25 protein-coding genes and 1 pseudogene are annotated in these 23,244 nt (G+C 73.6%); 10 read left to right on the top strand and 16 right to left on the bottom strand.

The genetic code is table 11. The annotated features are described in order from the left end of the window. Together ACSNOH_RS10285 and ACSNOH_RS10280 are read left to right on the top strand one after the other, a co-directional pair. Positions 1-636, top strand: a pseudogene (locus ACSNOH_RS10285) (DEAD/DEAH box helicase); the annotation flags it as partial. A gap of 205 nt (positions 637-841) precedes the next feature. Next, the gene (locus ACSNOH_RS10280; protein ID WP_436720940.1) at positions 842-1,702 is read left to right on the top strand and encodes an alpha/beta fold hydrolase; all 861 of its coding nucleotides are present in this window, start codon (positions 842-844) and stop codon (positions 1,700-1,702) included. 32 nt (positions 1,703-1,734) lie between these two features. Here the strand turns inward: ACSNOH_RS10280 and ACSNOH_RS10275 are convergent, their stop codons facing one another. Beyond that, the gene (locus ACSNOH_RS10275) at positions 1,735-2,508 is read right to left on the bottom strand and encodes a VOC family protein (protein WP_436720939.1); all 774 of its coding nucleotides are present in this window, start codon (positions 2,506-2,508) and stop codon (positions 1,735-1,737) included. A 180-nt stretch (positions 2,509-2,688) separates the two neighbouring features. Further along, on the bottom strand, positions 2,689-3,618 hold the full coding sequence (locus ACSNOH_RS10270) for an NYN domain-containing protein (protein ID WP_436720938.1): 930 nt from the start codon (positions 3,616-3,618) through the stop codon (positions 2,689-2,691). 214 nt (positions 3,619-3,832) lie between these two features. On the opposite strand from ACSNOH_RS10270, the gene ACSNOH_RS10265 reads away from it, so the two are divergent. Continuing rightward, positions 3,833-3,985, top strand: a complete 153-nt coding sequence (locus tag ACSNOH_RS10265; RefSeq protein ID WP_169748814.1) for a hypothetical protein — start codon at positions 3,833-3,835, stop codon at positions 3,983-3,985. 67 nt (positions 3,986-4,052) lie between these two features. Here ACSNOH_RS10265 and ACSNOH_RS10260 read toward each other — a convergent pair whose 3' ends face one another. From ACSNOH_RS10260 to ACSNOH_RS10245, 4 genes are all read right to left on the bottom strand, one after another. After that, complete coding sequence (locus ACSNOH_RS10260) at positions 4,053-4,658, bottom strand: MarC family protein (RefSeq protein WP_436720937.1); 606 nt, start codon at positions 4,656-4,658, stop codon at positions 4,053-4,055. 182 nt (positions 4,659-4,840) lie between these two features. Continuing rightward, a complete protein-coding gene (locus ACSNOH_RS10255; protein ID WP_436720936.1) occupies positions 4,841-5,704 on the bottom strand; it encodes a PHP domain-containing protein in 864 nt (287 codons plus the stop codon). A 270-nt stretch (positions 5,705-5,974) separates the two neighbouring features. Then, on the bottom strand, positions 5,975-6,625 hold the full coding sequence (locus tag ACSNOH_RS10250) for a DUF6758 family protein (protein WP_436720935.1): 651 nt from the start codon (positions 6,623-6,625) through the stop codon (positions 5,975-5,977). Positions 6,626-6,699: 74 nt separating this feature from the next. Further along, complete coding sequence (locus ACSNOH_RS10245) at positions 6,700-7,284, bottom strand: suppressor of fused domain protein (protein ID WP_436720934.1); 585 nt, start codon at positions 7,282-7,284, stop codon at positions 6,700-6,702. Between the two features lie 492 nt (positions 7,285-7,776). Here ACSNOH_RS10245 and ACSNOH_RS10240 point away from each other — a divergent pair, with 492 nt between their 5' ends. Beyond that, complete coding sequence (locus ACSNOH_RS10240; RefSeq protein WP_436720933.1) at positions 7,777-8,883, top strand: magnesium and cobalt transport protein CorA; 1,107 nt, start codon at positions 7,777-7,779, stop codon at positions 8,881-8,883. On the opposite strand, the gene ACSNOH_RS10235 is transcribed toward ACSNOH_RS10240, so the two are convergent. Then, entirely contained in the window at positions 8,861-9,865 is a 1,005-nt protein-coding gene (locus ACSNOH_RS10235; RefSeq protein ID WP_436720932.1) for a DMT family transporter, read from the bottom strand. The two genes, ACSNOH_RS10240 and ACSNOH_RS10235, sit on opposite strands and share 23 nt — an antisense overlap. 52 nt (positions 9,866-9,917) lie before the next feature. Here ACSNOH_RS10235 and ACSNOH_RS10230 point away from each other — a divergent pair, with 52 nt between their 5' ends. Continuing rightward, positions 9,918-10,442 carry a hypothetical protein gene (locus ACSNOH_RS10230; RefSeq protein ID WP_436720931.1) on the top strand — a complete coding sequence of 175 codons (525 nt, stop codon included), beginning with the start codon at positions 9,918-9,920 and terminating at the stop codon, positions 10,440-10,442. A 492-nt stretch (positions 10,443-10,934) separates the two neighbouring features. On the opposite strand, the gene ACSNOH_RS10225 is transcribed toward ACSNOH_RS10230, so the two are convergent. Next, a complete protein-coding gene (locus ACSNOH_RS10225) occupies positions 10,935-11,693 on the bottom strand; it encodes a hypothetical protein (RefSeq protein WP_436720930.1) in 759 nt (252 codons plus the stop codon). Positions 11,694-11,852: 159 nt separating this feature from the next. Here ACSNOH_RS10225 and ACSNOH_RS10220 point away from each other — a divergent pair, with 159 nt between their 5' ends. Genes ACSNOH_RS10220 through ACSNOH_RS10210 form a run of 3 tightly spaced genes read left to right on the top strand, consistent with a single transcriptional unit; the run spans position 11,853 to position 14,950 of the window. Then, positions 11,853-13,148: a magnesium transporter MgtE N-terminal domain-containing protein gene (locus ACSNOH_RS10220; protein ID WP_436720929.1), complete on the top strand. Its 1,296-nt coding sequence runs from the start codon at positions 11,853-11,855 to the stop codon at positions 13,146-13,148. Further along, on the top strand, positions 13,138-13,749 hold the full coding sequence (locus ACSNOH_RS10215) for a DUF1003 domain-containing protein (protein ID WP_436720928.1): 612 nt from the start codon (positions 13,138-13,140) through the stop codon (positions 13,747-13,749). The genes ACSNOH_RS10220 and ACSNOH_RS10215 overlap by 11 nt, the downstream gene beginning before the upstream one ends. A gap of 43 nt (positions 13,750-13,792) precedes the next feature. Further along, entirely contained in the window at positions 13,793-14,950 is a 1,158-nt protein-coding gene (locus ACSNOH_RS10210) for an Mrp/NBP35 family ATP-binding protein (protein WP_436720927.1), read from the top strand. Between the two features lie 60 nt (positions 14,951-15,010). On the opposite strand, the gene ACSNOH_RS10205 is transcribed toward ACSNOH_RS10210, so the two are convergent. From ACSNOH_RS10205 to sigE, 5 genes are all read right to left on the bottom strand, one after another. After that, entirely contained in the window at positions 15,011-15,706 is a 696-nt protein-coding gene (locus ACSNOH_RS10205) for a hypothetical protein (protein ID WP_436720926.1), read from the bottom strand. Between the two features lie 118 nt (positions 15,707-15,824). Next, positions 15,825-16,292, bottom strand: a complete 468-nt coding sequence (locus ACSNOH_RS10200; RefSeq protein WP_436720925.1) for a sec-independent translocase — start codon at positions 16,290-16,292, stop codon at positions 15,825-15,827. Positions 16,293-16,455: 163 nt separating this feature from the next. Continuing rightward, a complete protein-coding gene (locus tag ACSNOH_RS10195; RefSeq protein ID WP_436720924.1) occupies positions 16,456-18,135 on the bottom strand; it encodes a trypsin-like peptidase domain-containing protein in 1,680 nt (559 codons plus the stop codon). A 106-nt stretch (positions 18,136-18,241) separates the two neighbouring features. Beyond that, a complete protein-coding gene (locus ACSNOH_RS10190; protein ID WP_436720923.1) occupies positions 18,242-19,039 on the bottom strand; it encodes an anti-sigma factor family protein in 798 nt (265 codons plus the stop codon). Then, on the bottom strand, positions 19,036-19,812 hold the full coding sequence (gene sigE / locus ACSNOH_RS10185) for an RNA polymerase sigma factor SigE (RefSeq protein ID WP_436720943.1): 777 nt from the start codon (positions 19,810-19,812) through the stop codon (positions 19,036-19,038). Before sigE ends, ACSNOH_RS10190 begins: the two co-directional genes overlap by 4 nt. Positions 19,813-19,997: 185 nt before the next feature. Here sigE and ACSNOH_RS10180 point away from each other — a divergent pair, with 185 nt between their 5' ends. After that, positions 19,998-20,663, top strand: a complete 666-nt coding sequence (locus ACSNOH_RS10180; protein ID WP_078660131.1) for an O-methyltransferase — start codon at positions 19,998-20,000, stop codon at positions 20,661-20,663. Positions 20,664-20,826: 163 nt separating this feature from the next. On the opposite strand, the gene ACSNOH_RS10175 is transcribed toward ACSNOH_RS10180, so the two are convergent. Further along, positions 20,827-20,994 carry a DUF3117 domain-containing protein gene (locus tag ACSNOH_RS10175; RefSeq protein WP_009997451.1) on the bottom strand — a complete coding sequence of 56 codons (168 nt, stop codon included), beginning with the start codon at positions 20,992-20,994 and terminating at the stop codon, positions 20,827-20,829. A gap of 321 nt (positions 20,995-21,315) precedes the next feature. Here ACSNOH_RS10175 and ACSNOH_RS10170 point away from each other — a divergent pair, with 321 nt between their 5' ends. Beyond that, positions 21,316-22,116, top strand: coding sequence for an enoyl-CoA hydratase/isomerase family protein (locus ACSNOH_RS10170; RefSeq protein WP_436720922.1), 801 nt, complete (start codon positions 21,316-21,318; stop codon positions 22,114-22,116). Positions 22,117-22,181: 65 nt separating this feature from the next. On the opposite strand, the gene ACSNOH_RS10165 is transcribed toward ACSNOH_RS10170, so the two are convergent. Then, the gene (locus tag ACSNOH_RS10165; protein ID WP_436720921.1) at positions 22,182-22,778 is read right to left on the bottom strand and encodes a DNA-3-methyladenine glycosylase I; all 597 of its coding nucleotides are present in this window, start codon (positions 22,776-22,778) and stop codon (positions 22,182-22,184) included. After that, on the bottom strand, positions 22,775-23,158 hold the full coding sequence (locus tag ACSNOH_RS10160; protein WP_436720942.1) for a DivIVA domain-containing protein: 384 nt from the start codon (positions 23,156-23,158) through the stop codon (positions 22,775-22,777). Before ACSNOH_RS10160 ends, ACSNOH_RS10165 begins: the two co-directional genes overlap by 4 nt. Positions 23,159-23,244 lie beyond the last annotated feature (86 nt).

Raw genomic sequence — 23,244 nt, 5'->3', positions numbered from 1 at the left:
AAGAAGGCCGTGGAAGCGGTCGACACGGCCGAGGCCGCGGAGACCAAGCCGAAGCGCACCCGCAAGGCCGCCGCCCCCAAGGCGGAGGCCGTGGCCGAGACCGCCGAGGCCGAGGTCGCGGAGAAGCCCAAGCGCACGCGCAAGACGGCCGCCAAGAAGGCCGAGACTGCGGTGGAGACCGCCGCCGAGGTTGAGGCCGAGGCCGCGGAGAAGCCCAAGCGGACCCGCAAGACCGCCGCCAAGAAGGCCGTGGAAGCGGTCGACACGGCCGAGGCCGCGGAGACCAAGCCGAAGCGCACCCGCAAGGCCGCCGCCCCCAAGGCGGAAGCCGTGGCCGAGACGGCCGAGACCGAGGTCGCCGAGAAGCCCAAGCGCACGCGCAAGACGGCCGCCAAGAAGGCCGTGGAAGCGGACGGCACCGCCGAGGCCGCCGAAAAGCCGAAGCGGACCCGCAAGACCGCGGCGAAGAAGGCCGCTGAGGCGGTCGACGCCGCCGAGGGTGCGGAGGCGAAGCCGAAGCGCACGCGCAAGGCCGCCGCCCCCAAGGCGGAGGCCGCCGAGGCCGAGGCCGAGGTCAAGCCGAAGCGCACCCGTAAGGCCGCCGCTCCCAAGGCGAAGGTCGCAACGGAGGCCTGACGGCCGGTCCGCTGAACGATGAAGGCCGGTCACCCGACAGCACGGGGTGACCGGCCTTCGCCGTCTCGCGTGCCCGGCAGTGCCGGACCGGCCGAACCGGCCGAACCGGCCGAACCGGCCGAACCGGCCGAACCGGCCGAACCGGCCGAACCGGCCGGACGCGGCCGCGCCGCGCCCCGCGACGCTCCCGCGTTAGCCTCGTGGCATGAGCCGGCCCCCCTTCTTCACCTTGCCCCCGTGCGCACGCGCCCACCGGTTGTCCACCGCCCGCGGCGAGTTCGCGGTGCACGACGCCCGCCCCGCCGCGCCCGCGCGCGGCACCGTTCTGCTCGTGCCGGGGTTCACCGGCAGCAAGGAGGACTTCATCGCGCTGCTGGAGCCGGTCGCGGCGGCCGGGTACCGGGCCGTGGCCGTGGACGGGCGCGGGCAGCACGAGACGGAAGGCCCGCGCGACGAGGCGGCGTACGCGCAGGCGGAGTTGGCCGCGGACGTGCTCGCCCAGGCGGCGGCCCTCGGCGGCGGCGTGCATCTGCTGGGGCATTCGCTGGGCGGGCTGATCGCCCGGGCCGCGGTGCTGGCCGACGCGTCGCCGTTCCGGTCGCTGACCCTCATGAGCTGCGGCCCGGCCGCGATCTCCGCACCCCAGCAGGAGCGCACGCGGCGCCTGATCGCGGCGCTCGGCGCGTACGACATGAACGCGGTGTGGCTGGAGATGCGCCGGGCGGACGCGGAGACCGCGCCGGCCGCGCCCGTGCGGCCGGAGCTGGACGCGTTCCTCCGTGCGCGCTGGATGGGCACGGTGCCCGAGCAGCTGATGGCGACGGGCAGGCAGTTGACGTCCGAGCCGGACCGTACGGCGGAGCTGGCGGCGGTGGCGCTGCCCAAGCACGTGCTCTCCGGGGCGGCGGACTACGCGTGGCCGGTGCCGTCCATGGACGCGATGGCGAAGGAGCTGTCCGCGGTCCGCACGGTCGTCGACGGCGCCGAGCACTCGCCCAACGCGGAGCGTCCAGGGCCGACGGCCGAGGCACTGATCCGCTTCTGGGACCTGTCCGGCCAGAGCTGAGGGAAGCTGTCCGGCCCCGGCCGCCGGCCGCGCTAGGCCGTCGTCACCGTGAAGAGCCCGCCGCCCGGGTCGCACAGCGTCGCCTCGCGCCCGATTTCCGACTCCCCCGGTTCCACGACCACCGTGCCCCCGGCCGCGAGCGCGGACTCGACGGCCTTCTCCACGTCCTCGACGCAGAAGTAGACGTGCCAGCGCGGCCGGATCTGCGGGTCGGGGGCGGCCTCGATGGCGCCGCCGCGCAGGCAGGCCACGGTGTGGCCGCCGGAGCGCACCATGACGGCCTCGTCCTCGTAGCGGACCTCGCAGCGGTCGGGCCGCCCCGTGGCCCATTCGAAGACCTCGCCGTAGAAGATGGCGGACGCGAACGCGTCGCGGGTGCGCAGCTCCAGCCAGGCGGGGGCGCCCTGCTGGCCGATCTGCCACTCGCGCAGGATCCGGCCCTCCCAGAAGCCGAAGACGGCCCCGGCGGGGTCGGCGGCGAGCGCGGCGCGGCCGGGCCCGACGGAGAGGGGGCCGACGGCGACGGTGGCGCTGCGCTCGCGGATGCGGGCGGCGGTCACGTCGGCGTCCTCGACGGCGAAGTAGGAGGTCCACGAGACGGGCACGCCCATGCGGCGGGCGATGTTGCCGATGCCGGCCACGGGTCTGCCGTCGGCGAGGGCGACGGAGAAGTCCTCGCCGAGGCTGCCGCGGCGGAAGGTCCAGCCCATGACGGCGCCGTAGAAGGCCTGTGCCCCGGCGAGGTCGCCGGTCAGCAGGCTCACCCAGCACGGCGCCCCGGGCACGGCACGGTCAGTGACCGACATGGCCGATCGCCTCGTTTCTGTTCCGGGTTGCGAGTTGCGGATTCCCCGTCGGGGGGCGCCGGGCCGGTGGGCCCCGGCCCCCTGCCAGGTTTCCACTCGGCTTCCCCGTGCGCATTCCGGCACGCGCGTTCCCCCCGCAGTTGATCCCACCGAGGGAAGCCGGCCCGGAACGGGTGCGGATCAGAACTGGGTGTGCAAGTGGTCCCAGAAGCCGTCCCGCAGGGCCCGGCGCAGGTCGGCGTGGCCGCGCAGGGAGAGTCCGAGCAGCCCCTCGGCCTCGACGAGGAGCTCTTGGTCGACGGCGCCGGGCAGGATGGGGTGGCCGGGCAGCAGCTCGGCGACGGTGTCGCGGCCGCGCGAGGCCAGCCACTGGGCCGCGACCTGGGCGCCGACGAACCGCACGTCGTCGCGGCCCGGCGCGGGCCGGCCGGCGAGGGCGCCCTCGGCGTAGGCCTCCTGCATGGTGCGCCGGGTGACGTACGGCTTGCAGAAGTCGAGGTCGAAGGTGCGCTGGCTGTCGACCTCCCACAGCAGCGGCTCGGCCTGGTTGCGGCCGCCGGCGGCCTCGATGCCCCACAGGTGGACGCGGGCGCCGTAGCCCTGGGCGGCCTCGACGGCCGAGACGAGGTCCTCGTCGCCGCCGATGAGCGCCGCGTCGCTGATGGCCCGGTGGCGGGCGAGCGACTCCAGGTCGGTGCGGATGAGGGAGTCGACGCCCTTCTGCTGGTTGTTGGCGTTGAGGTTGCCGAGGCGGACCTTGACGTCGGGGAGCTCGGCGATGCGCTGCTGCTCGGTGGTGTGGATGCGGCGGCGGGCGCCGTCGTACCAGTAGACGCGCAGCAGCCGGCTGTCGGGGAAGATCGTGCGCGCCTTGTCGATGAACGCCTCGATGAGGCCCTCGGCGTCAAGGTCGAAGGCGCGCCGGTCCTCCGTACCGGCGACGAGGCGGCCGGCGGCCGCGTACACGTAGCCGGCGTCGACGAAGATCGCGTGGGTGGAGGGGGTCGTCGCGACCTCGGCCAGCACGCGCGTGAGGAGGTCGTTGGTGCGCTCGATGGCGGCGGCGATCGCGTGCAGGTGCTCGGGGGACTGCTCGGAGGGATCCGTCATGGTGTCGTCTCGTTCAGTTGCGCACAGGTGGTTACATCAGCAACGCGTTCCGTTACAGGGATTTAACACTTCTTAGTCATGTTAAAAATTTCCTTAGCGTAGGGAATGTTTTCAGGGGTAACCTCGTTGTACCCCACGGAACGCGCCCCGCAGACGCGGCGTGCTCCGTCAGCCATGCAGTTCTCCTCAGGAGGATCAGACGAAGGGAGAAGCCGTGCGCTTCGAAATCATGCGCTTGGACGACGTCAACGGCACCGCCGTGGACAGCACCGTCGTGGACGCCGCCTCCGTCAACCGGATCGTGCAGCAGGCCGCTTCGACGGGTCAGCGCATTTACATCCGCCCGGCCGCCTCCGCGGCACAGTAGCGCCGACGCTCCTTCGCGAACAGCGACACCCCCGTACGGACGGTCCGTACGGGGGTGTCGTCGTGTGTCACTTGGCCTGGATCACCTGCGTGACGCCGTTGATGATCTGCTGGACGGCCAGGGCGGACAGCATCATGCCCGCGAGGCGCGTCACCAGCACGACGCCGCCGTCCTTGATCACCTTGATGATCAGCAGCGAGTAGCGCATCACGAGCCACAGCACGACGTGCATCGCGGCGATCGCCGCCCACACCGAGACCTGTGCGCCGGCGGAGTCCGCGTGCTGCACGGCGAGGATCACCGAGACGATCGCTCCCGGACCCGCGAGCAGCGGCATGCCGAGCGGCACGAGGGCGACGTTGACGTCCTTGGTCTGCGTCGGTTCCTCCGACTTGCCCGTGAGCAGGTCCAGCGCGATCAGCAGCAGGAGCAGCCCGCCCGCGATCATCAGCGCGGGTGTGGTGATGTGCAGGTAGTCCAGGATCTGCTGGCCGCAGAGGCCGAAGACGGTGATCACGCCGAAGGCGACCGCGGCCGCCTGCCAGGCCATGCGGCGCTGCACCTTGGCCGGGCGGCCCGCGGTGAGGGCGAGGAAGATCGGCGTGATCCCGGGCGGGTCCATGATCACGAACAGGGTGAGGAAGAGGGATCCGAAGACGGCGAAGTCGAACACAGGTGAGCCTTGCAGGAGTGGTGGTGCGAGCAGGTGGTGCGGAGGTGCGGTGCGCCCGCCGGCGCGTGCGGGCGCGGTCAGCCGCGCGCGGCGTCACGCGGCGTCACGCGGGAAAGGGCGTGACGTACGTGACGTGATGTGCGGACGCGACCGGACCCGGAAGAGGGACGGAAGGGGTGCGGTCAGCCGCCGGCGCCGGGGACGGGGAACGCGCCCGTGGCCCGGCGCGTGATCTCGCCGTAGATTTCCGGATCGGTCGTGAACTCGCCGAGCGAACAGGTCTTGCGGCTGCCGTGGTAGTCGCTGGAGCCGGTCGGCAGCAGGGAGAGGTCGGCGGCGAGGCCGCGCAGCCGGGCGCGGGTGGGGGCGTCGTGGTCCATGTGGTCGACCTCGATGCCGTCGAGCCCGGCCGAGGCCAGCTCGGCTATCGCGCTCTCCGGGATGCAGTGGCCGCGCTTGAGCGCGAACGGGTGCGCGAGGACGGTGACGCCGCCGGCCGCCTTGACCAGGCGGATCGCGTCGAACGGGTTGAGCTCGTGCTTCTCGACGTAGGCGCGGCCGTCGCCGGCGAGCCACTCGGAGGTGAAGGCGTCGGAGACGCTGCGCACCACGCCGAGCTCGACCATGGCGGTGGCCACGTGCGGCCGCCCGACGGCGCCGTCACCGGCGATCTGCGCGACGCGCTCCCACGTGACGGGGACGCCGAGCTCGTTGAGCTTGGCGACCATGGCGCGGGCGCGGGGCACGCGGTCGTCGCGGACGAGGTCCCGCTCGCGGGCCAGCTCGGGCTCCAGCGGGTCGAAGAGGTAGGCCAGCATGTGGACGCTGAAGCCGTCCGGGCCGGGCAGCCGGCAGGACAGCTCCGCGCCGGTGACCAGGGTCAGCCCGGCGGGCAGGGCCGCGATGGCCTCGGCGTGGCCGCCGACGCCGTCGTGGTCGGTGAGCGCCACGACGTCCAGCCCGGCCGCGGCCGCGTTACGGACCAGCTCGGCGGGGGTGTCCGTACCGTCGGAGGCCGTGGAGTGGGTGTGCAGGTCGATGCGCACGACTCGGCTCCTCACGGCGACGGACGGAATAGGACCGCCTCAGGATAACCGCCCGGGCCCCCAGGCCCGGGCACGCTCTTGATCCGCCGCAACGGCGCGCAACCACCACGGCGGACAACGGCGGTGCCGAACCGGACCCGAACCCGTACGGCACGGCCGGGCACCACCGCCGCGGCGGAAGAACGTGCCGGGCGCCCCGTCCCCATCCGCCGCAACGGCGCGCAACCACAACGCCGCATCCCGGCGGTGCCGGACCCCGCCCGAGAGGGCCTAGCGCCCAGCCGGCGGCAATAGGCGAGGCGACAGCGCCCCGCACGGGAGGAGGTCGACCTCCGCGCCCGCGTCCCGCAGGTCCGTGAGGACGAGCTCGTCGTACATCAGCAGCCCCGACTGCTCCGGCCAGACCACGGCCCACAGCCACAGCCCGCGCGCCTCGCCCGCGAAGACCGCCCGGTCCTCGGGGGCGCCCTCGACGTGCCAGAGGGGCGTGGGGCGGCCGGCGGCGTGCACCTTGGCGTGCGGGGAGCGGTCGACGCGGAGGTAGGGGCCGGGGTCGGGCCCGTCGACGCCGGCGTAGCGCGCGCCGAGGCCGACGCCGAGCTCCTCGGCCACGAGGAGCAGCTCGCCGGGGCCGCCGAGGGGGCTCGGGCCCGAGCAGGCGACGGCGGTGGCCCGGCCGCCGCTGCGGTCGTCCCCGGCGCAGACCACGCCGGTGAAGAGCCAGCCGACGGGCAGCGGCCAGGGCATCCAGACCGGCACGTGGGCGCGGTTCACGACGACGGCGAGGGCGTCCACGCTCGGCGGGACGACGGGCTGCAGAGGGTGCACCGTGCCGTGGACGTCGCACTGCCAGGAGTCGGCGAAGAGACCGGGCGCTCGCACCCGGCCACCGCACTTCGGGCAACTGGGTTCGCCCCTCATAGCCTCCAACGGTCCTCCCAGGCCGCCGCCGCGTCAAGGACGATCACCCGTCCGGACGGCGCGGGCCCGGAGGGTCACCCCAGGGGTACCCCGGAGCGCGCCGGGTCACGCAGGTCGGTGCCGTTCCTCAGCCATCGCTCCTGCAGCGCCTCCGCCCCCTGCACCCGCTTCCAGGCCGCTTCGTTGGGGGTCATGGGGAGCAGGGGGAGGAAGCGGACGGGGTCCATGGGGGCGTCGAGCTCCAGGTCCTCGACCAGGCCGCCGGACTCGGCGACGAGGACGGAGGTGAAGGGCGCTCCCGGCCACAGCGGCTCCCCGGTGTCGAGCGAGGCGCCGGGCGCGACGACGAGGCCCTCGACCTGGGGGGAGGCGGCGAGGACGGCGAGCGGGCGCAGCACCTTGTCCGTGTCGGCGCGGCCGGCGCGCACGGAGAGGATCAGCTCGGCGCGGGGGCCGCGCAGCGGGTCGGCGATGACGGCCGTGGGATCGGTCATGGGGTGGGCGGACATACCCAGGGTGGCGTAGCGGACGACGTCCCCGTCATGGAATCGGAGGACCTCGATCCGGTCCGTGCCGAGGAAGGTCACCGCTGCGCGCGCGTCCGGTTCGCCCAGGGCTGTCCGGAGCCGGGCCTCGACCAGTGCGAGAACGTCTGACATGCAGTGAGCATAGAACGCGTATCGAACGGGCAAAGGAGGGTATTGACGCGTCAAGTGGCTGCTAGCCTTGACCTCTGGTCAGGGAGTTACGTTCGTCCCTCAGCGGGGACCGGCCGGAGGAGGTGGGGCTGCGGTGGATCCTAGTCGACCGTGCAGTACCGGCAGTTCTCCCGTCCCTTCGCTCCGGACGCACACCACCCTGTGATCTGAGATCTTCCGACCCCGGCAGCGCCGCCGACGCTTTCCCGGAAGTTCTTTCGCGCCCGCAGTGCCCGACGGAAGAGCGCCTTCGTCCCGCTTTGTTCCGTGTTCTCCGCGAAGTTCTCTGCTTCCCTGCGAAGTTCTCCGCGAACCGCCGTCAGCCTGCGCACTGCACGAAGCGCCGTCCGATTTGCGGACGTGTCCCCCTCCTGGATGCACGTCCACGTTCCGGACAGCGTTGCGCGCGCACTCCGCACCGGGCTGGCGGCCGGCCCGTGAAGGAGCCCTGCCATGTCGATGATCCGCGACCTGCGCGCCGCCGTCCGCCCCGCCCTGCGCCGGAGCACCGCGCCGTACGAGTACGACACCACCCGCGACCCCTCGGCCAGCAGCGCCGTCGTCGACTGCGCCGTCTACCGCGACGGCAAGCGGCTCAGCGACCACGTCAGCCCCGCCGAGGCGATGCGCCGGGTGCGGGCCGGCGGCGGCTTCGCCTGGATCGGGCTGCACGAGCCGACGGAGCGTGAGTTCTCCGGCATCGCCGCCGAGTTCGGCCTGCACCCGCTCGCCGTCGAGGACGCCGTCCACGCCCACCAACGGCCCAAGCTGGAACGTTACGACGACACCCTGTTCACCGTCTTCAAGACCATCCACTACGTCGAGCACACCGAGCTCACCGCCACCAGCGAGGTCGTCGAGACCGGCGAGGTGATGTGCTTCACCGGGCCCGACTTCATCATCACCGTCCGGCACGGCGGCCAGGGCTCGCTGCGCGCGCTGCGCCACCGCCTCCAGGACGACCCCGAGCTGCTGGCCAAGGGTCCCTCCGCCGTCCTGCACGCCATCGCCGACCAGGTCGTGGACGGCTACATCGCCGTCGCCGACGCCGTGCAGGACGACATCGACGAGGTGGAGATCGACGTCTTCTCGCCCGCCGGCAAGGGCGCCTCGCGCGGCGGCGACGCGGGCCGGATCTACCAGCTCAAGCGCGAGGTGCTGGAGTTCAAGCGGGCCGTCGCCCCGCTGCTGCGGCCGATGCAGCAGCTCAGCGAGCGGCCCATGCGGCTCGTCGACCCGGACATCCAGAAGTACTTCCGGGACGTGGCCGACCACCTCGCCCGCGTTCACGAGCAGGTCCTGTCGTTCGACGACCTGCTCAACTCCATCCTCCAGGCCAACCTCGCGCAGGCGTCCGTCGCGCAGAACGAGGACATGCGGAAGATCACGTCATGGGCGGCGATCTTCGCCGTGCCGACGATGATCGCCGGGATCTACGGCATGAACTTCGACCACATGCCGGAGCTGCACTGGAAGTACGGCTATCCGGCGGTCATGGTGGTCACGGTCGCGATCTGTGTGACGATCCACCGCGGCTTCAAGCGGAACGGCTGGCTCTAGCCTTTACGGCTCCGCCTTTACGGCCCTGCCCTTCCTGCCCGGCGCGGCCGGCCATGATGACCAGCCCCAGCCCGCCCAGGATCACCGCCAGCGCCGGGTAGGAGACGACCGGCGGCGTCTGCCCCAGCCACAGCGCCGCGATCAGGGCCGCGCCCGGCGTCTCCAGGAGGATCGCCGTCGAGGTGACGGACGGGCCGAGGCCCTTGACCACGCGGTTGATCAGCGAGTGCCCGAGCAGCTGCGCGGTGACCGTCAGCACGGCCAGCTTCAGCCAGGTGCCGCCGCTGTAGCCGCCGAGGGACGCGCCGGAGACCAGGCACGCGCCGAGCAGCAGGACGGTCGTCGTGCCGTAGCAGACATAGCTGTACGTGACCGTGCTGACCGTGCGGCGCACCTCCGCGCCCAGCAGCACGTAGCCCGCGGCCGCCATGCCGCCGGAGAGGGCGAGCGCGTCCCCGGCGAGGGCCCGCGCCGACAGGGACAGGTCGACGCCGGTCAGCATCACCACGCCCAGGAACGCCAGGGCGGTGCCCGCCCACACCAGCGCGGGCGGGCGGTGGCCGCGCAGGCGCATCAGCAGCGTCGTCCAGATGGGGGTCGTGGTGACCAGGGCGGTCGAGGACGCGACCGACGTCATCGTGAGGCTCGGCAGCCACACGCCGAAGTGCACGGCCAGCAGGGCGCCTGCCGCCACGGCCAGGAGCAGGTTCCGGCGGCCGAGGGAGAACAGCTCGGCGCGGTGCCGGGTGAGGGCGAAGGGCGTGAGGGCGCCCACGGCCATGGCGTTGCGCCAGAAGGCGATGGCCAGGGCGGGGGCGGCGGTCGCCGCGATCAGCGGGGCCGAGAGGGAGATGCCCGCGATGGCGATCGCGAGCAGGAGGAGGTCCGTACGGACGGTCGCGCGTGGGCGGGGCTGGAGGGACGGAGGGGTCTCGGCGCCCGCCTTGGGCAGGGCCTCACTGCGCGTACGGGCACTTGTCACGCGTCCAGGGTAGATCTCCTGGTCGCACGGGCCGGCGCATAAAGTAGGCCGCATGACACAGACGCAGGCGCTGCTCGACCAGGCGCTCATCGAGGAGGCCACGAAGAAGTCCGGCCTCATCTGGGTGCGGGGGCCCGAGGGGCCGCAGCGCGCGCTGTGGCACGTGTGGCACGAGGGTGCCGCCCATGTCGTGGGCGGGCCCGGCGAGCAGCCGCTGGACGGGCTCGGGCTCGCCGACGGCGGCGAGGCCGCGGTGACCGTCCGCAGCAAGGACAAGGGCGGCCGCCTGGTGACCTGGACCGCGCGGGTCGCGGAGCTGCCGGCGAAGGGCGAGGCCTGGGAGGCGGCGGTCGGCGAGCTGAAGGCGAAGCGGCTGAACGCGCCGGACGCGGAGCGGATCGCCGAGCGGTGGGCGCGGGAGTGCCGCGTCCTGCGCCTGGAGCCGTCGGGGGCGACGGCGCCGCTCCCGGACGACGCGCTGGCGGCGACGCCCCTCCCGACCCCGGCCACGACCCGCCGCCCCATGCCGGCGGCCCTCCCGAAACTCCTGCGCAGGGGCCGCGGCGGCAGGCGCTAGCGGCGCCGGGTTGCGCACGACCAGGCACACGATGGGTGCCGCGCGCCCCTCCACTCCGCCGCCACGGCGCCCAGCCGAAGCGGACCTCCCCGGCGGTGCCGGACCGTCCTCGCACCGAGCCTGCGCACAGCCCGGCACCGCCGGACACGTCGTCGGGGCATGCTCACCGCCGCGGCGGAAGGGAGTGGCGCGCCCAGCACGCAAAGGGTGCCGTACACCCCCTCCACTCCGCCGCAACGGCGCCCAGCCGAAGCACACCTCCCCGGCGGTGCCCGACCGGCCTTGCGCCTAGCCTGCGCACAGCCCGGCACCGCCGCACACGTCGTCGGGGCTTGCTCGCCGCCGCGGCGGAAGGGAGTGGCGCCCCCAGCACACAAAGGGTGCCGTACACCCCTTCACCCCGCCGCAACGGCGCCCAGCCGAAGCACACCTCCCCGGCGGAGCCGGACCGGCCTGGCCGGCGGGCCCGGCGCGCGCAAAGCGTTCGCGGCGTTACTTCGACGGCGCCGGCAGCGACGCTCCCTCGCCCGTGGACGGGAGTCGCTTGCCGTAGTCGACGACGTCCTGCTTCGGCGGGGCCGCCAGGGCGAAGTCCTTGCCCCAGTCGGACAGTTCCAGCTGCCCCGCGCCGCCCGCCCGCTGCACGCGCAGCGGATACGGCTCGCCCATCAGCGAGACGTCGAGCGTGCCGCCCGAGCCCCCCGCGCCGTCGACCCGGATGGTGCGGGCGCCGCCCACCTCGCCGTGGTCGCCCCGGGCGAGCTTGCCGTGCAGGCCGAGCAGGCCGTCGAGCAGGACGTTCTTGTCGGTGAAGCCCTTGAACTGGGCGTAGGCTGGGTCCCCGGACGGCACCTTGACGTACTTCTTCTCCAGCTTGCCCGCGGCCGCGGCCCCGTCCCCCTTGTCGCCGCGCGACCAGAACGCCGCCGGCGCCTTCAGGAAGAGCTCGTCACCGATCCGCAGCAGTTCGAACGTGCTGGCGTCGGACGCCACCCGCCCGGTGCCGCCGTCCCGCTTCAGCCGCATGTCGAGCTTGTACGTGCGCCCCTGGCTGACGACGCTGCCGGAGAGGTGGACGGCCGAGGCGTCGTGCGCGGCCGCCCGCGCCTTGTCCTGGATCTTCGCGGGTTCGAGCTTGCCGACGCCGTTGGTCCCGCGGTCGGGGTCCTCCGCCTCACCGCCGCACGCGGTGAGCGCCACGGACAGGCCGACGCACAGCGCTCCCACGAGAGCAGCCTTACGGGTACGCACGTCGCTCCTGCCTCCTGTTCAGCCGGGGAACAGGGGGCAGCGTACCCGTGCGCGGCACAGGCGGAAGCCAGCAGTCCGGACGGCCCCCTCTCCCGCGCCGGGGAGAAGCCGGTCACGTTAGCCTGAACCGGACACCCGACCACGGAGGAGGTGTGCGGCATGGCGGCAGGCGCCCACCGGGTCTTCGTGTCCCACCTCTCGGGCGTGGCGGTCTTCGACCCCAACGGCGACCAGGTCGGCCGCGTCCAGGACCTCGTCGCGATGCTGCGCGTCGGCGGCCGCCCGCCCCGTGTGCTGGGCCTCGTCGTGGAGGTCGTCAGCCGCCGCCGGATCTTCCTGCCCATGACCCGGGTGACGGGCGTGGAGTCCGGTCAGGTGATCACCACCGGAGTGATCAACATGCGCCGCTTCGAGCAGCGGCCCACCGAGACGCTGGTCCTCGGCGAGCTCCTGGACCGGCGCGTACGTCTGGTCGACGGGGGCGAGGAGGTGACCGTGCTGGACGTGGCGATCACCCAGCTGCCCGCCCGCCGCGACTGGGAGATCGACAAGGTCTTCGTGCGCCGCGGCAAGGGCGGGGCGCTGCGCCGCAAGGGAGAGACGCTCACCGTCGAGTGGTCCGCTGTCACCGGCTTCTCCCTGGAGGAGCACGGACAGGGCGCCGCGAGCCTCCTCGCGACCTTCGAGCGGCTGCGCCCCGCCGACCTGGCGAGCGTCCTGCACCACCTCTCCCCCAAGCGCCGCGGCGAGGTCGCGGCGGCCCTGGACGACGACCGGCTGGCGGACGTCCTGGAGGAGCTCCCGGAGGACGACCAGATCGAGATCCTCGGCAAGCTCAAGGAGGAGCGCGCCGCGGACGTCCTGGAGGCCATGGACCCGGACGACGCGGCCGACCTGCTCTCCGAGCTCCCCGAGGACGAGAAGGAGCGGCTGCTGACCCTCATGCAGCCGGACGAGGCGGCGGACGTGCGCCGCCTCCTGGCCTACGAGGAGCGGACCGCGGGCGGCCTGATGACCACCGAGCCGATCGTGCTGCGCCCGGACGCGACCGTCGCCGACGCCCTCGCGCGGGTGCGCAACCGCGACCTCTCCCCCGCCCTGGCCGCGCAGGTGTACGTGTGCCGGCCGCCGGACGAGACCCCCACCGGGAAGTACCTGGGCACGGTCCACTTCCAGCGCCTGCTGCGCGACCCGCCCTTCACCCTCGTCGGCTCGATCGTGGACACCGACCTGCGCCCCCTGCCGCCGGGCACCCCCCTGCCGGCCGTCACGAGCTACCTGGCGACGTACAACATGGTCGCCGCGCCGGTGGTGGACGAGAGCGGCTCCCTGCTGGGCGCGGTCACCGTCGACGACGTCCTGGACCACCTGCTGCCCGACGACTGGCGCGAGACCGAGCTGCACCACGGCGCGCCGGGCATGACCGAGCTGCCGGAGGCCGCCGATGGCCGGTAACGACCGCGGGCGCGAGAGCGACCGGCCCGGCCACCGGCCCGACCGCGCCGAGCGCGTGCGGGCGCAGTCGGAGGCCGTGCACCCGCACCCCGCCCACCCGCGGCCGCGCGTCCGCCTGGACCTGCCGCGGGTCAGGCGGCGCCCCTGGCTGCCTGAGTACGACCCGGAGGCGTTCGGGCGGACGTCGGAGCGGATCGCGCGCTTCCTGGGGACGGGGCGGTTCATCGTCTGGATGACGGTCGTCATCGTGCTGTGGGTGGTGTGGAACACCACCGTCCCCGGTCACCTGCGGTTCGACCGCTACCCGTTCATCTTCCTGACGCTGATGCTGTCGCTCCAGGCCTCCTACGCGGCGCCGCTGATCCTCCTCGCGCAGAACCGCCAGGACGACCGCGACCGGGTCAACCTGGAGCAGGACCGCAAGCAGAACGAGCGCTCGATCGCGGACACGGAGTACCTGACGCGGGAGGTCGCGGCGCTGCGGATGGGCCTCGGCGAGGTGGCGACGCGCGACTGGATCCGCTCGGAGTTCCAGGAGCTCGTGAAGGATCTGGAGGAGCGCCGGATATTCCCCGCCGAGAGTGAGGAACGCGACCGCTGACGGCTCTTTCCGGAGGCCCCCTCACGCGCCGTACCATCTCCGTATGGCTACCGACACGAACGGAACGTCTCCGAGCGAGGACGCGGTCCGCGCCGCGCTCGCGACGGTGAACGACCCCGAGATCCAGCGACCCATCACCGAGCTGGGGATGGTCAAATCGGTGGAGATCGCGGCCGGCGGTTCGGTGGCGGTGGAGGTCTACCTGACGGTCTCCGGCTGCCCCATGCGGGAGACGATCATCAGCCGCGTGACGGAGGCCGTCGCGCGCGTCGAGGGCGTCACGGACGTGACGGTCGGGCTCGACGTGATGAGCGACGAGCAGCGCCGCGAGCTCGCGGCCTCCCTGCGCGGCGGCACGGCCGAGCGCGAGGTGCCCTTCGCCAAGCCCGGCTCGCTCACCCGGGTGTACGCGGTGGCGTCCGGCAAGGGCGGCGTCGGCAAGTCCTCCGTGACGGTCAACCTGGCGGCGGCCATGGCGGCCGACGGCCTGAAGGTCGGCGTCGTCGACGCGGACATCTACGGCCACTCCGTCCCGCGCATGCTCGGCGCGGACGGCAGGCCGACCCAGGTCGAGAACATGATCATGCCGCCGTCGGCGAACGGCGTGAAGGTCATCTCGATCGGCATGTTCACCCCGGGCAACGCCCCGGTGGTCTGGCGCGGCCCGATGCTGCACCGCGCGCTCCAGCAGTTCCTCGCGGACGTCTACTGGGGTGACCTGGACGTCCTCTTGCTCGACCTGCCGCCGGGCACCGGCGACATTGCGATCTCGGTCGCGCAGCTCGTGCCGAACGCCGAGATCCTCGTGGTGACGACGCCTCAGCAGGCGGCGGCCGAGGTCGCCGAGCGGGCCGGCTCGATCGCCGTGCAGACCCACCAGAAGATCGTCGGTGTCGTGGAGAACATGTCCGGGCTGCCGTGCCCGCACTGCGACGAGATGGTCGACGTCTTCGGCACGGGCGGCGGTCAGCTGGTCGCCGACGGCCTGACGCGCACCACGGGCACGAACGTGCCGGTGCTGGGCTCGATCCCCATCGACGTCCGCCTGCGCGAGGGCGGCGACGAGGGCAAGCCGGTGGTCCTGACCGACCCCGAGTCCCCGGCGGGCGCTGCGCTGCGCGCGATCGCGGGCAAGCTCGGCGGCCGGCAGCGGGGCCTGTCCGGCATGTCGCTGGGCATCACCCCGCGCAACAAGTTCTGACCGGGCTTCCGGCGGGCCCGGGCACGGGCCCGCCGCCGGCGCGAGCCGGCTCCCAACGCCTCAGCCGCGGTAGTCCGTGATGTCCTTGATCACCGAGAAGCCCATGCCGTACGCGCTCATGCCCCGGCCGTACGCCCCGATGTGGACGCCCTCGGCCGAGCCCGCGAGCACCCAGCCGTACTCCGACTCGCGGTAGCGGAAGTCGGTGGGCACGCCGTCCACCGGGAGCGAGAGCGTCGACCACGCGGAGTCCTCCAGGTGGTCCGCCAGCTCCCAGGCGAGGGCGGTCTGCTGGTCGAGCCAGTCCTGCCGCAGGGCGCGCTCCATCTGCGCGGGCCACGTGCACGACAGCAGCCCGGAGCCGGCCAGCCAGGCGGCCGAGGAGACCGAGGTGGCCTCCAGGACGCCCGTGCCGTCGGCGCTGCGGCGGCCGGGCCGGCTGGCCACGGTCACGACGACCGCGAAGCGCTGCTTGGCGGCGTGCGGATCGGCCCGCTCGCTGCGCAGGGTGGGCTCCTCGCCGTGGCCCGTCGAGCCGTGCTCGACGGTCCCGTCGGCGGCGGCGCCGACCTGCATCAGCCAGCGCGGCCCGGTGTACGCCTCGTCCAGGCCGTACCAGGGGAACGCGGCCAGCAGATATCCGTCGACCGCCCGCCGGGCGGCGGGCTCGCCCTGTGCGTCCTGCGCTGCGGCGTCCGTGGCGGATGCGCCTGCCGTGCCGGCCCCTTGAGCCCCAACCCGACTCGTCGTCTCCATCTGCGCGGCGCCTCCTTGTTGCCCGATGTCCTGGGCGAGCCCGCCCCCCTCGGACGACTTCACCCCAAACACAGGGAGGATAGCCACCCCCGTCAATGGCGCACGGGATGCGCGGGCCTCAGGTGGCGTCGGAGTCGAACGGAGGACGCTCCCCCGGCTCGGGGCGCTCGCGCTTCTTGAGCAGGTCCGGGCGGGCGGGCGAGCCGCCGTCGGCCGGGGCGGCGGAGGAGGACGGGGCGCCGCCCGCGGAGGCCGCGTCGCCCGTACGGCCGTGCACGGCGTCGGCGACCTCGTTCATCTCGGCCTTGAGGTCGAAGCCGTTGCGGATCTCCTTCAGGCCGAGCTCGTCCTTGTCCAGCACGTGCTTGCGGACGAACGTCTTCGGGTTGAGGTCCTCGAACTCGAAGTCCTTGAACTCGGGGCCCAGCTCGGAGCGGATGTCCTCCTTGGCGCTCTCGGAGAACTGCCGGATCTTGCGCAGCGTGCGCGACACGTCCTGGATCATCTTCGGCAGCTTGTCCGGTCCGAAGATGAGCACAGCGAGCACCACGAGCGCGACCAGCTCGAGGGGTCCTATGTCGAGCACGTTGAAGCTCCTTGATGCGTCAATGGCCGACGGTCCAGGCCACCTATCACGGTACCTGGCCCGGCGGGGCCTGAGGGATACACCTGGGCCAACATCAGGCCAAAGGCGAAGTCACGGCGAAACCCCGCGGAACCGGGCGGAACCCCTCGGGGCCCCGCGCCGTTCAGCGGGCGCTCGCGGAGCCGAGGGTCAGGTCGACCGTCCGTTCGGCGCCGTCCCGCTCGACGGTCAGCGTGAGCCGGTCACCCGGCCGGTGGCTGCGGATCTTGACGATGAGCTCCTGGCCGCTGTGCACGGCCACGCCGTCCACCTTCCTGATCACGTCGTGCGGCTTGAGGCCGGCCTTGTCGCCGGGGCCGCCGGGGGTGACCGCCGGACCGTCGCCGTTCTTCGTGTTCACCCGCGCGCCGTCGCCCGAGTACCCCATGTCCAGGGTGACGCCGATGACCGGGTGGGTGGCCCGGCCGGTGTTGATGAGCTCCTCGGCGACCCGCTTGGCCTGGTTGATCGGTATGGCGAAGCCCAGCCCGATGCTGCCGCCCTGGCCGCCGCCGAGGTCGCCGCTGTCGCCCGCGGAGCGGATCGCGCTGTTGATGCCGATCACCCGGGCCTCGGAGTCCACCAGCGGGCCGCCCGAGTTGCCCGGGTTGATCGGGGCGTCGGTCTGCAGGGCGTCGACGTAGCTGACGTCGCTGCCGTCGCCCTTCTGGCCGCCGGCCGTGATGGGCCGCTCCTTGGCGCTGATGATCCCCGTCGTGACCGTGCCCGCGAGGTCGTACGGGGCGCCGATGGCGATCACCGAGTCCCCGACGCGCACGGAGTCGGAGTTGCCGAGGGCGAGCGGGGTCAGGCCGGACACGCCCGACACCTTGATCACTGCGAGGTCGTAGCTGGCGTCCCGGCCGACGACGGTGGCCTTCGCGGTCTGGCCGCCGTTGAACGTCACCGATATGTCGCCGGCGGAGCCGGCGGGCTCCACGACGTGGTTGTTGGTGAGGATCCGGCCCTCCTTGTCGAGAACGAATCCGGTGCCGGTGCCCTGGTCGCTGCCGCCGCGGACGTGGATCGTCACCACGCCCGGCAGGGTGCGGGCGGCGATGCCCGCGATGCTGCCCGGCGCGCGGGAGGAGCGGTCGGGGCCGGCCTGGGGCAGCTCCACGTGGCGCCCGATGGTGCCGTCCCGCTCCAGGAGCGCGCCGACTCCGCCGCCGATGCCGCCGGCGACGAGCGCCACGAGCAGGGCCCCGGCGAGGAGCCGCCCGCGGCGGGCGCCCTCGCGGCGGGGCTCACCGGCCCGCCCGGCGGGGTGCCCGGCGGGGTGCGCGGCCCACGGGTCGTACTGCCACGGCCCGGCGGGGCCGGCGGGCGGCGTGCCGTGCGGGTAGACCGGCGGGGCCGCGGGGGTGCCGTGCGGCGGGGTGACCGGGGGTGCGGGGGTGCCGTGCGGCGGGGTCATGCCCATGGGCGGTACGGGCGGCAGCACGGTGCCTTGCGGCGGCGTGACCGGCCGCTGCACCGGCGGCGCGGGCGCCCACGGCCCCGGACGCCCGTAGGGAGGCGTGCCGTAGGGATCGGGAGCGTGCAACGGCCCGGCCTCCGTACCACCCCCGGCGGCGGGCTCACCGGCCGCCGCGGTCTCCTGCCCGTACGCGGGCAGGGGGCGGGTCTCCGCTTCCGGCGGGGTCGGGTCGGCGGCTCGCCCCGCGTCCGCCGGGGCCGCGCCCAGGAACTGCGGGCCCTCGTACTCCGCGGCAGCGGGCTCGTACTCCGCGGCAGCGGGGTGGCGCGGGCGGCTCCACCACTGCGGTCCGGGCGCGGCGCCCCGCGAGTTGCCCTCGTCCATCTTCTCCCCACCGTTCGCCGGAGGGCGCACGGCATCGCCGGAGGATGCGCGGCCCACTGGAATTCAACCAGGTCTGCGCGGGCGTGCGCAGGGGGCCCGCACGGGGTCAGCGCCGGGCGGCGTCCGCCGGCGGCGCGCCCGGTGCCGGATGGCCCGTGCGTATCAGCGGGGGCAGCGGCGGCGCCGCGGACGGGCGCAGCAGGGAGACCTCCCGCACCGGCACGGCCGCGGAGGAGCCGGGACCTGCCGAGCCGCCCTGGGAGGCGGTGCGGGCGAGGCGCCGGCGCTCGTCGCGCGCGGTGGCGCCGGACGGGGCCGAGAGGGGCGTGGTCGCCGTGCGGGGATTCTCGGCTCGGGGGCTCTGCGGGCCCGTGACCGAGGCCAGCGGCGAGGCGCCGCCGAGGGCGAACGCGGCGAGCGAGACGGCCCCCGCGGCGGCGAAGGCGATCCGCCGCCCGCGTATGCCGCTGCGGGGCGGCTCGGGCATCTCGTGGATGCGGAAGCCGCCCTCGCGGGGCCGGGCGCCCGCGCGGAGGCCGCCGGGGACCAGCCCGAGGGACACCCGGGCCTCAGCCCGGGCGGCGGGGCCGGCTTTTCCCGGCCCTCCGGCGCCCTCGCGGCCCTCCGGGCCCTCGGGGCCGGCCCCGAGGGGCGCCCGGGGGTCGCCGCCGGCCAGGCCCTGGAGCCGGGCCAGGAAGGCGTCGGAGAGCGGCGGGAGCGCCGCCTCCGCGAACACGCTTTTGAGCCGGCGCTGAGCGTCGGCTTCCGCTTTGCAGGTCCAACAGGTGGCGAGGTGCGCCAGCACCCGCTCCCGAGAGTCGTGTCCCAACTCCCCGTCGACCAGGGCCGCGAGGCGGTCGCCGAGGTGGTGCTCGGCGGGGGACTGACCGCCTGAACCGGTCACGCGATCCCGACCTCCCCACCCAGAGGAGCGACGGCGGCCACGCCCGCCACCGCACGCTGCTCGGCCCGGGCGGCGGGCGAGCGGTGCTGGAGGGCCTTGCGCAGGTGGGAGCGGCCGCGGTGGATGCGGCTGCGGACCGTGCCGAGCTTCACGCCGAGCGTCGCGGCGATCTCCTCGTACGAGAGTCCTTCGATGTCGCACAGGACGACGGCGGCGCGGAACTCCGGGGCGAGCGTGTCCAGCGCCTGCTGGACGTCCGCGTCGAAGTGGGTGTCGTTGAAGTGCTGCTGGGGGGAGGGCTCGCGGCTGGGGAGCCGCTCCGCGGCGTCCTCGCCGAGCGCGTCGAAGCGGATGCGCTGGCGGCGCCGGACCATGTCCAGGAAGAGGTTGGTGGTGATGCGGTGCAGCCACCCCTCGAACGTGCCGGGGGTGTACGTGGAGAGCGACCGGAAGACCCGGACGAAGACCTCCTGGGTGAGGTCCTCGGCGTCGTGCTGGTTGCCCGTGAGGCGGTAGGCCAGGCGGTAGACGCGGGCGCTGTGCGTGCTGACGATCTCCTCCCAGGTGGGAGGCGTCCACGCCTGCGAGTCCGCATCGGTGGCGAAGGTCGCGGTCTGTGCGGAGTCGGTGGCGCGCGAACGGTCAGCGGTCTTGGTCACGGATTTCGGCTCGCCGGCGGACCTGCGAAAGCGCCTCAGCACTCCCCGACGGTCGTCGGCCGCAGCCGCACCTCCCCTGTCGGCTCTGGTGGTGTCCAGTAGAGCCCCTACCATATCCATCCCGCCCGTTAGCTCCGGATAAGGAAATTTGACCTGCATTTGGCCTTGATCCGCTCGGCCTGCCCGGTCCCTTCTCTGCGGTCCTCCCCGAGGTCCTCCGGAGCCCCTCCGCTCCGGTCCCTTCCGGTCAACGCACGGTCCCATCTGCGGGTTCCCGTGGTCAGCGGATACAGTCACGGTTGCGACGACTACGGGGACAGGAGAGGGCCATTACCGGCAACCGGCAGACGAGCTGGGCGTTCGCCGACGCGTTCGTCGCCGAGGACGAGGCGCTGCGCTGGGCCCGGGACCGGGCCGTGGAGGCGGGCCTGCGCTCGGTGTCGTCCGGCACCGGCGCCGCGCTGCGCCTGCTCGCCGCGGCGGTGGACGCCAAGGCGGTGGCCGAGATCGGCACGGGCACCGGTGTCTCCGGCATCCACCTCCTGCACGGCATGCGGCCCGACGGCGTGCTGACCACGGTGGACGCGGACCCCGAGTGCCAGCAGTTCGCCCGGCAGGCGTTCCGCGCCGCGGGCTTCGCGGGCAACCGCGCGCGCTTCATCCCCGGCCGCGCCCTGGAGGTGCTGCCGCGCCTCGCCGACGGCGGATACGACCTGGTGTTCTGCGACGGCGACCGGCTGGAGTGCCTGGACTACCTAGCCGAATCGTTGCGCCTGCTGCGGCCGGGCGGCCTGGTCTGCTTCGAGGGCGTCTTCGCCGACGGCCGCACGGTGGACGCGGCCGTCCAGCCCGCCGAGGTGCAGCGGCTGCGCGAGCTGCTGCGGGCCGTGCGCGAGTCCCGGGTGCTGGTGCCGTCGCTGCTGCCGGTGGGCGACGGCCTGCTGTGCGCGGCGCGGCGCGGCTGAGCCCGCACGCGAACGCGGCGCGGGCCGCGTACGCCGGGCCCCCGCCCCGGCGCCGCGGAGGCGCCGGCACGCCCCGGACGCACCGCCCCCGGACGCACCGCTGCCCCGGCAGCCGGTGCGGACCGGCTGCCGGGGCAGCGTAAGAACGGTGGTTCGGCGCGCGTCAGCCGACAACCTTCTTCAGGGCGTCTCCGAGGGCCTCGGCCTCGTCCGGGGTCAGCTCGACGACGAGCCGACCGCCGCCTTCGAGCGGAACCCGCATGACGATGCCCCGCCCCTCCTTGGTCACCTCGAGCGGGCCATCGCCCGTCCGCGGCTTCATGGCCGCCATGCTCGTTCCCCTTCCTGAAACCAGCTCATCGTCAGCCGACGGCCCCACGACAGGCCCGCGTCACCGGCATCGAACACATTGCTTCCAGGCCATTATCTCGCATCGCGTGACCCAATGACCAACATCGGTCCGTATCCCTTCGGCAACGCGATCACGCAAAACCACTCAATTCGGCGATCGGACTGCGATACTGCTCCACCCTTGCCGTGTATTCATGGCCGGTTTCTTTGACGCAGGTCACATGCCGGGCGCCGGTGATCTCCGGCATGCTGAGCCCTGAACGCCGCCCGCAGGGCTTGCGACGAGGGAGGGAAACGCACCATGGCCGACTCGGTGCTGTACGAGGTGACGGACGGGCTCGCGACGATCACGCTGAACCGTCCCGATGCGATGAACGCACTGAACACCGACACCAAGGCCGCCCTGCGCGACGCCCTGGAGCGGGCCGGCGCTGACCCCGCCGTACGGGCGGTGCTGCTCACCGGCACCGGGCGCGCCTTCTGTGTCGGGCAGGACCTCAAGGAACACGTCGAAAATCTCGCGGCCGACCGGGAGAACGGCACGCGGCTGACGATGACGACGGTCAAGGAGCACTACAACCCGATCGTCACGGCCATCGCCGGCATGCCGAAGCCGGTGGTCGCCGGCGTCAACGGCGTCGCCGCCGGCGCGGGGGCGGGCTTCGCCTTCGCCGCCGACTACCGCGTCGTCGCCGACACCGCCGCCTTCAACACCTCCTTCGCGGGTGTCGCGCTGACCGCCGACTCGGGCGTCTCCTGGACGCTGCCCCGCCTCGTCGGCCACAGCCGGGCCTCGGACCTGCTGCTCTTCCCGCGCACCGTGCCCGCCCAGGAGGCCTTCGAGCTGGGCATCGCCAACCGGGTCGTCCCGGCGGCGGAGCTGGCCGAGCAGGCGCGGGCCGTCGCCCGGCGGCTGGCGGAAGGACCCACCGGCGCCTACGCCGCGATCAAGGAGTCGCTCGCCTACGGGGCGGGGCGGCCGCTGACCGAGGCCCTGGCCAAGGAGGACGAGCTGCAGGGCCGGGCGGGGGCCTCGGAGGACCACGCCATTGCGGTGGACGCGTTCCTGAAGAAGGAGAAGCCGAGGTTCGTCGGGCGCTGAGTACGGCTTGAGCACGGTTCGGCACCGCCGGATCTCACCGTACGGGTTGCCGGAGGAGCCGCCGGTCAGCGACCCGCGAGCTCTCTCGCATGGCATCCCGCCAGGTGGTCGTTCACCAGCCCGCACGCCTGCATCAGGGCGTACGCCGTCGTCGGCCCGATGAAGCGGAAACCCCGCTTCTTGAGCTCCTTGGCCAGGGCCGCCGACTCCGGGGTCGACGGCGGCACGTCCGCGGCCGTGCGCGGAGCGGCGGCCCGCCCGGGGGCGTAGGACCAGATGAGGGCGTCGAGCTCGCCGGGCGCCCACTCCGCCGCCACCCGGGCGTTGGCTATCGCGGCCGTGATCTTCGCACGGTTGCGGATGATGCCCGGGTCGGCCAGCAGCCGCTCGGCGTCGGTCTCCGTGAACGCCGCCACCTTGGCGATGGAGAAGCCGGCGAAGGCGGCCCGGAAGCCCTCGCGGCGGCGCAGGATCGTCAGCCACGACAGGCCGGACTGGAAGGCCTCCAGGCACATCCGCTCGTAGAGGGCGTCGTCGCCGTGCACGGGACGGCCCCACTCGGTGTCGTGGTAGACGCGGTAGTCCGCCGCGGACTCGGCCTCCAGGCCGCCCCACGGGCAGCGCCGCAGGCCGTCCGGGCCGGTGATCAGGGTGCCGCTCATGCCTTCTTCTCCCCCTCGTCGTCGCCGTCGCCGCTGCCGACCCGGCCCTTGGCCTGCGCGCCGCCGCCCATGGCCGCGGCCTGCGCCCCGGCGAGGGCCGCCTCCAGCTCGGCGATGCGGGCGTCGCGCTCGGCGAGCTCCGCGCCCAGGCGGTCCAGCGCCTCGTCGGTCTCGGCCATGCGGTAGCCGCGCAGGGCCACCGGCAGGCGCAGGGTGTCGACGTCGGCGCGGGCCATGGGGCGGTCGGCGGGGAGCGGCCAGACGGTGCGGTCGCCGGCGGCCTCGGGCAGCGCCGCGCCGCTCCCGCCGCCGGCGACGAACAGCGCGACCGCGGCGACCACCACGACCAGCGCGATGAGCAGGAACCAGAACACGACCATCTCCCCGGGAACACGGACTGCGATTCCGTCCACCCCGATCGTGCCATGCCGCACTGACGGTTAAGGTCGCTGGCGGACCACCGAGA

Source organism: Streptomyces sp. URMC 127 (assembly GCF_051386535.1).
In the GTDB taxonomy this organism is placed as follows: domain Bacteria; phylum Actinomycetota; class Actinomycetes; order Streptomycetales; family Streptomycetaceae; genus Streptomyces.
Note: the sequence above shows the minus strand (reverse complement) of the source record. Positions and strands in the feature narration are given on the sequence as shown.